Annotated in this window: 7 protein-coding genes; all 7 read right to left on the reverse strand. The window is 39.7% G+C overall.

All coding sequences use genetic code 11. The features are described from left to right. Positions 1-25 precede the first annotated feature (25 nt). Positions 26-256, reverse strand: coding sequence for a hypothetical protein (locus tag L4D74_RS24760; RefSeq protein ID WP_428755043.1), 231 nt, complete (start codon positions 254-256; stop codon positions 26-28). A 138-nt stretch (positions 257-394) separates the two neighbouring features. Then, positions 395-1,168, reverse strand: coding sequence for an aminoglycoside phosphotransferase family protein (locus L4D74_RS24765; RefSeq protein ID WP_428755044.1), 774 nt, complete (start codon positions 1,166-1,168; stop codon positions 395-397). A gap of 124 nt (positions 1,169-1,292) precedes the next feature. Then, positions 1,293-2,473, reverse strand: a protein-coding gene (locus L4D74_RS24770) for an IS3-like element ISVisp1 family transposase (protein ID WP_428755045.1) whose coding sequence is annotated in 2 segments (ribosomal slippage) — positions 1,293-2,188 and positions 2,188-2,473 — 1,182 coding nt in all. Because the reading frame shifts where the segments join, the coding sequence is not laid out codon by codon here. Positions 2,474-2,550: 77 nt separating this feature from the next. Beyond that, entirely contained in the window at positions 2,551-3,264 is a 714-nt protein-coding gene (locus tag L4D74_RS24775) for a hypothetical protein (protein WP_428755046.1), read from the reverse strand. Further along, positions 3,261-3,719 (reverse strand): hypothetical protein, encoded by a 459-nt coding sequence (locus L4D74_RS24780; protein ID WP_428755047.1) that lies wholly within the window; start codon positions 3,717-3,719, stop codon positions 3,261-3,263. The genes L4D74_RS24775 and L4D74_RS24780 overlap by 4 nt, the downstream gene beginning before the upstream one ends. Positions 3,720-3,837: 118 nt before the next feature. Continuing rightward, on the reverse strand, positions 3,838-4,464 hold the full coding sequence (locus L4D74_RS24785) for a hypothetical protein (protein ID WP_428755048.1): 627 nt from the start codon (positions 4,462-4,464) through the stop codon (positions 3,838-3,840). Between the two features lie 137 nt (positions 4,465-4,601). Further along, positions 4,602-5,300: a sulfite exporter TauE/SafE family protein gene (locus L4D74_RS24790; protein WP_428755049.1), complete on the reverse strand. Its 699-nt coding sequence runs from the start codon at positions 5,298-5,300 to the stop codon at positions 4,602-4,604. Positions 5,301-5,511: the final 211 nt, after the last annotated feature.

Consider the following 5,511-nt stretch of genomic DNA (forward strand, 5'->3'; position numbering starts at 1 on the left):
TATCAGTACTTCTTTTAAAATCAGCTCATCTTATCAGTACTTCTTTTAAAATCAGCTCATCTTTACGAATATCTGTCGCCTTGAACCATTTTTTCATTGGCTCCGGCTCTGCACCGTCATAAGGAATAATTGCGCAGACAAGCTTTGTTGCCGTTTTATTGTCAGGACCATAGAAAGCAACGGTAGCTATGGGAAAACCTTTATTCCCTTTGCGTACTCTCTTACTGAGTGCTTTCTTATTATTTCCCTGAGCCATTATTCACCCATACTTAAAGAAAAATAAACGCCTTGCTAAGTTGCAGCTAACGAACACAACACCCAAGCAAAGCCACGTAATCAATGAACTCAACCAAACCAGAATCGCCGAGCGTTAGCTGTCTGCTTGTGCAAATTGTTAGTTGCACAATGCGCACTGAATTTTTTGTTTATTTTCAGTGATATATTCTATGTCACTTAGATAGGCTTGAAGATGACCTTGTTCTATGTTTTCAGCAAAGGATTTATTACCATTTTCAGCTTCACTGCGCATGAACAAAACTAAGGCCTGTAATCGCTGAATCATTGCGTCCGCTAGTTGATTCCTTTCAGATTCAGTAGCGCCGTAACGATCACAGAACAACTTAGCTCTAGCGACCTGCTCAGAGATTGTGCCTAACTTATCATTACTGTCAGTTTTGAAAGGTGACCAGCAATAAACTGAGTATGCTAAATCCCATATCCTTGGCGCTGGGTGCGCTGTATCAAAGTCAAACACACCTACAACTGTATTCTCGGATAGAGCAACATTGTATGGGGTAAAGTCACCATGACAAATAACCTCAAAAGGCTCTCTTGGCTCTAGCATCCACTTGTGCGTATTGACATCTACTTGCTCCAAAAGTGGCACAGTTGAGTCATGTATTTTACGCAATAATTTACCCGCAGACATGAGTGCATCCACAGTTGCGATTGCACCAACTAGAGGGTAGTTATAAGTATTACCAACGACAAAACTTAGGACTTCCTGCTCTTGGTTAACACCAAGAAATCTTGGACATTCAGCCACATTTTTTCGCTCAAGATGCTTCAAAATGAGGTGAATTGTAGGACTCCACGGCTGAAGAGGTCGATAGACAACTTCGCCATCTCTATATATTGCTGATTCTCTTCCTCCTGATAATTCTTCCACGAAACCTCCTCGTGCAACTAACGCCGCATTAAGGTGTGAGCAGCGCTGGGCTATACTTGAGCGAAGCGAAACTGCCAAGCGTTGCGAATGATCTTCACCCGATAAAATGGACACCCTATTATCTTTAACCCGTCGCTACTTCATATTCATGCGGGGTTCGATATCCAAGACTTGAGTGCAGTCTATAACGGTTATAAAAATGCTGGATATAACCGGCAAGTTTATCTCTAAGCTGCTTCTCACTTTTAAAGCTATTTTTCCTAATTATGTCGCCTTTGAGTGTATGGAAGAACGACTCTACCTCCGCATTATCAGTGCAATAACCTGGACGATTCATACTTGGGACAATTCCATTTTTTGATAATAAAGCTTGAACTTCATGGGCTCGATATTCAGAGCCTCTGTCGGTATGAAACAATAAGCGCTCTTGTGGCTTTCGATTTCTAATTGCCATTCTCAACGAACTCATCGTTAGCTGTGTACTCTTCTTACTACCAAGCGACCAACCGACGATTTTACGCGAGTAAAGGTCGATAACGACCGCTAGATACATCCAACGTTTACCTTGCTTTATATACGTTAGATCTCCAGACCATTGTTGATTAACTGCCGTTGGTTTTGGTGTGTCTTTTTTAATATTCTTAATCGATTGATAGAACCGATGTAGCTTGGCCATTTTTATGTAAATACGATAACTTCGCGCTCTCAGCCCTTGCTCCCTCATGATCCGAGCCACACGCTTGCGGCTAACCAAAACTCCTTGGCGCCTCAGCTCTGCATGAACTCGTGGACTACCGTAAGTCTCTCGACTCTGAGTAAACACTTTAATTATGCACTTCTTCAAAGCCTGCTCTTCTTGATCGTAGCGGCTTGGCTCTCTATCAAGCCATGCGTAGTAACCCGACTTGGAAACAGATAGAAAACGACACATCAATACAATGGAATAACGCGTTTTGTAATGGGCTATGAATCGGAATTTTGTCGATTTTCTTGGGCAACGAATCGTTGCCACTTTTTTAGCAAGTCATTCTCGAGCTTAAGTTGTTCGTTCTGACGTTCAAGCTCTGCAATCCGACTAGACTCAGTTTTCTGACTCGGGATCTTAGTCCTTTTCTTACGTTTATCTTCCAAAATAACCCCTTCTCTATAGTCCTTTCGCCATTTAGAAAGCATATAAGGGTGGATATCCAATGATAGCGCCACGCTTTTAACTGTAGCTCCTTCTCGAAGCGAAAGTCGGACGGCAGTTACCTTAAATTCCGTGAGATATTGTTGAGTTTTTTTACCTGATTTATAAGCTGGCATAAACACCTCCAATTACAATTGAAGGTGTCCACTAGATCGGGTCAACTACAGAATCACTCTTAAATGCTTTGTTATGTTTATTTAAATGCCTTCAGTAGTTCGACTGGCAGTCTATTTTCCAAGTCACCAGTTTCTTTATATACAACGATTCGTTTTGACTTGATATCTGCAGGAAGCTCATCAATCGCATTTGATATTAAAATAGTAGTTTTATCAAGAGCATGAGCAATACCCAATTCATACAAAACATTGGGATTTCGACCACTTAAATTTGCAACAACCACTTTTGCTTGAACAATGTTTCTAAGTACATGTGAGAAAATATCACCTTTGAAATTCTGCTCATCTCCACGCACGCAACGAATATCCGCTTTATCACAAACATTTTTAATTTCATCATATACTCCATCAAATTTTGAATGGAATGGAGTAAGAACAAACACAAAGTCTCTTTCGATTAGATCTTCATCTTTAATACTTGCACTTTTTAAAAACTCATTAAGTTTTATCGGTTTTTTTACATCAGATTTTCTATTGCCATCAAGTTGCAAGTGGTAAGCATCTTCAAAACGAGAAGGAGTTTTCATTAGCCTCTCATTTAAACCATAAACTTGCGATTCCACGTTATGTCGGAGCAAATCAAGTTCAATTTTATTTTTTTCTTCATTGAAATGAGACTCACGCCTTTTTTGCTGCATGTAGAACATAAGTCCCATAACTACAGTCATAACTAGCAAAAGCAGAGCAATGGAAATTAGCATTTCAAAAGGTGTTATTTGTTCAATAATCATGCAATCACCTCAATTAATAAGAATGCAAAAACAAGAAAAGTACATAACGTATTTAATAACCATAAACCAAAGGAATGCCATGGTTTATCTTCATCAACATACTCTTTGCAAGGCTTGTATAGAGCTCCAATCTGAACTGCTGCTACAACTAATGCCCCCACAATTAAGCTTGGCCGATTATTAACCCAATCAACCGCAAAACTACTAGCAGAGATAGTTATGACTATTGATAACGCTACAAATGTCAAATCGACAGGTAGCCCCATCCCGATCTCACCTAGCACTGATGGCGTACTACTCTTATTAACAATAAAGCTTCGTAAAATTGCGCTAAGTAAGACAAGTAGCGCAGGTAGAACAAATGTATCCACCCATTCACCTCCAAAAAAGAAACGATAATACAATGAATTAGGTATAAACGCACTTTTTACATCCCAAAGCGCGGTAATAAACATAACGCCTTGCTAAGTTGCAGCTAACGACCACGACACTCAAGCAAAGCCACGTAATCACTGAACTCAACCGAACCAAAATCGCCGAGCGTTAGCTGTCGACTTGAGCAATTTGTTAGTACTACATTTCTACGGTTAGATCCTTAAACTGACTCTCTTCAATACGTGACGTTGTAATCTGAGATTCGTTAAACCCAAGACTACGCAAAACTGGTGATGTTGCTGAATTAGAACACAGCTCGTCACGTTTCTTAAAGCGATCTTTTTCTTGTCTTAATAGATTGATTTCAAAAATCAAACGACATGATAATTTAATTGTATTCTTTATAGATTGAATACAATAGGTTTCCTTTTCAAGAACCGAGTCAACAGAAGACTGCGAGTTATTCATTATTACAGCCAGTGTTCTTGGAATCCGTTTAATAGCGATCCTCTGAGAAGAGGTTAGTATTGTAGATGATCTGTTGTATAAATCTGACAACACCTCTGCATTAATTTCTCTTGGCATCGGTACTGGTAACTTACCACTATTTACAAGCTCACTTTGAGTTCTAATATTTAACAGAAACTGAAAATGTTGCTCAATATGTTCGTTAAGCTCATTTTGGATATCTTCAAGTTCTACCCACAAGTTTTCCCGACTTTGCTTACGAAGAAAGTCTACTTTCTTTTTTTCTATAAATGGTACGAGAATGACTGAAAATATCGCACCTAGCAGAAACAAACCAACTTTAATCAAATCGTCCACAGATCTCCCCTATGTAGTACTAACGCCCAATTAAGTAGTGAGCAACGCGACCACCACACCTCAACCGTTGTGCCGTAAACACTAAAATTGATTCAAACTAAAAATGCCAAGCGTTGCGAATCTGCTTAAATTGTTTGTTATAGCGCAACTTCGCCTATCATTTTAACCGCAAGCAACGTCAATAAAAGCTTGATTATTTTAATAATATAATCATTTTTTGTACTTAGTCGAAGCTTCGTTCCTATAAACGAGCCTAAGATAGCGCCCAAAACCATATAAGCAATAAGACCTAAATCAGAAAACATGCTCTCAGTGAACGACAAATACACGGGGACTTTTGCTAGGTGACTAATTGTCATAAATAACGAACTTGTCGCTATGATTTCATCTTTAGATTCCAGTTGTTTTGTTAACACGCTCAAACTCAAAGGTCCAGTTGCACCTACTACCAACCCTAACCCTGTTTGCAAAAAGCCGATCAGATAATAGCTTTCGTATCGACTGACAGACGCTGAAAACCTTGGGCTCCATAGGTTGAGTAAAATATATAGGCCAATTGCAACTGGGACATACTTCATTGAAATATGAGACAAACCATACCCGATCATCAACGCACCGACGACTGAACCAACTAAGAAGCGAGGAAGAAGTTGCCATCTAACATGTTTCAATGAAAACAGCATACGTGACGAGTTACTTGCCAATTGAACCAAGCCATGAATTGGTATGATCAAGGCAGGACTTAGAAAGAAAGGAAGGATCGCAATTAGAAGCATTCCACCGCCAAACCCAACGATGGCAGCAACCATTGACGTCAATAATGCTATTAATCCCAATAGATATTCGATCTTCGATTTCTCCTTGCGCTATAACGCCTTGTTAAGTAGCAGCTAACTGCCACCGCACTTAAACAAAGCCACCGTAATCACTAAACTCAACCAAACCAAAATCGTCAAACGTTAGCTGTCTGCTTGAACAATTTGTTAGCCGTTCACTGCCCAACGAAAGTAAGGTCTATCACCATCCATTCGCTCAATCTCTGCACCT

The organism is Vibrio cionasavignyae (assembly GCF_050337155.1).
GTDB lineage: Bacteria > Pseudomonadota > Gammaproteobacteria > Enterobacterales > Vibrionaceae > Vibrio > Vibrio nomapromontoriensis.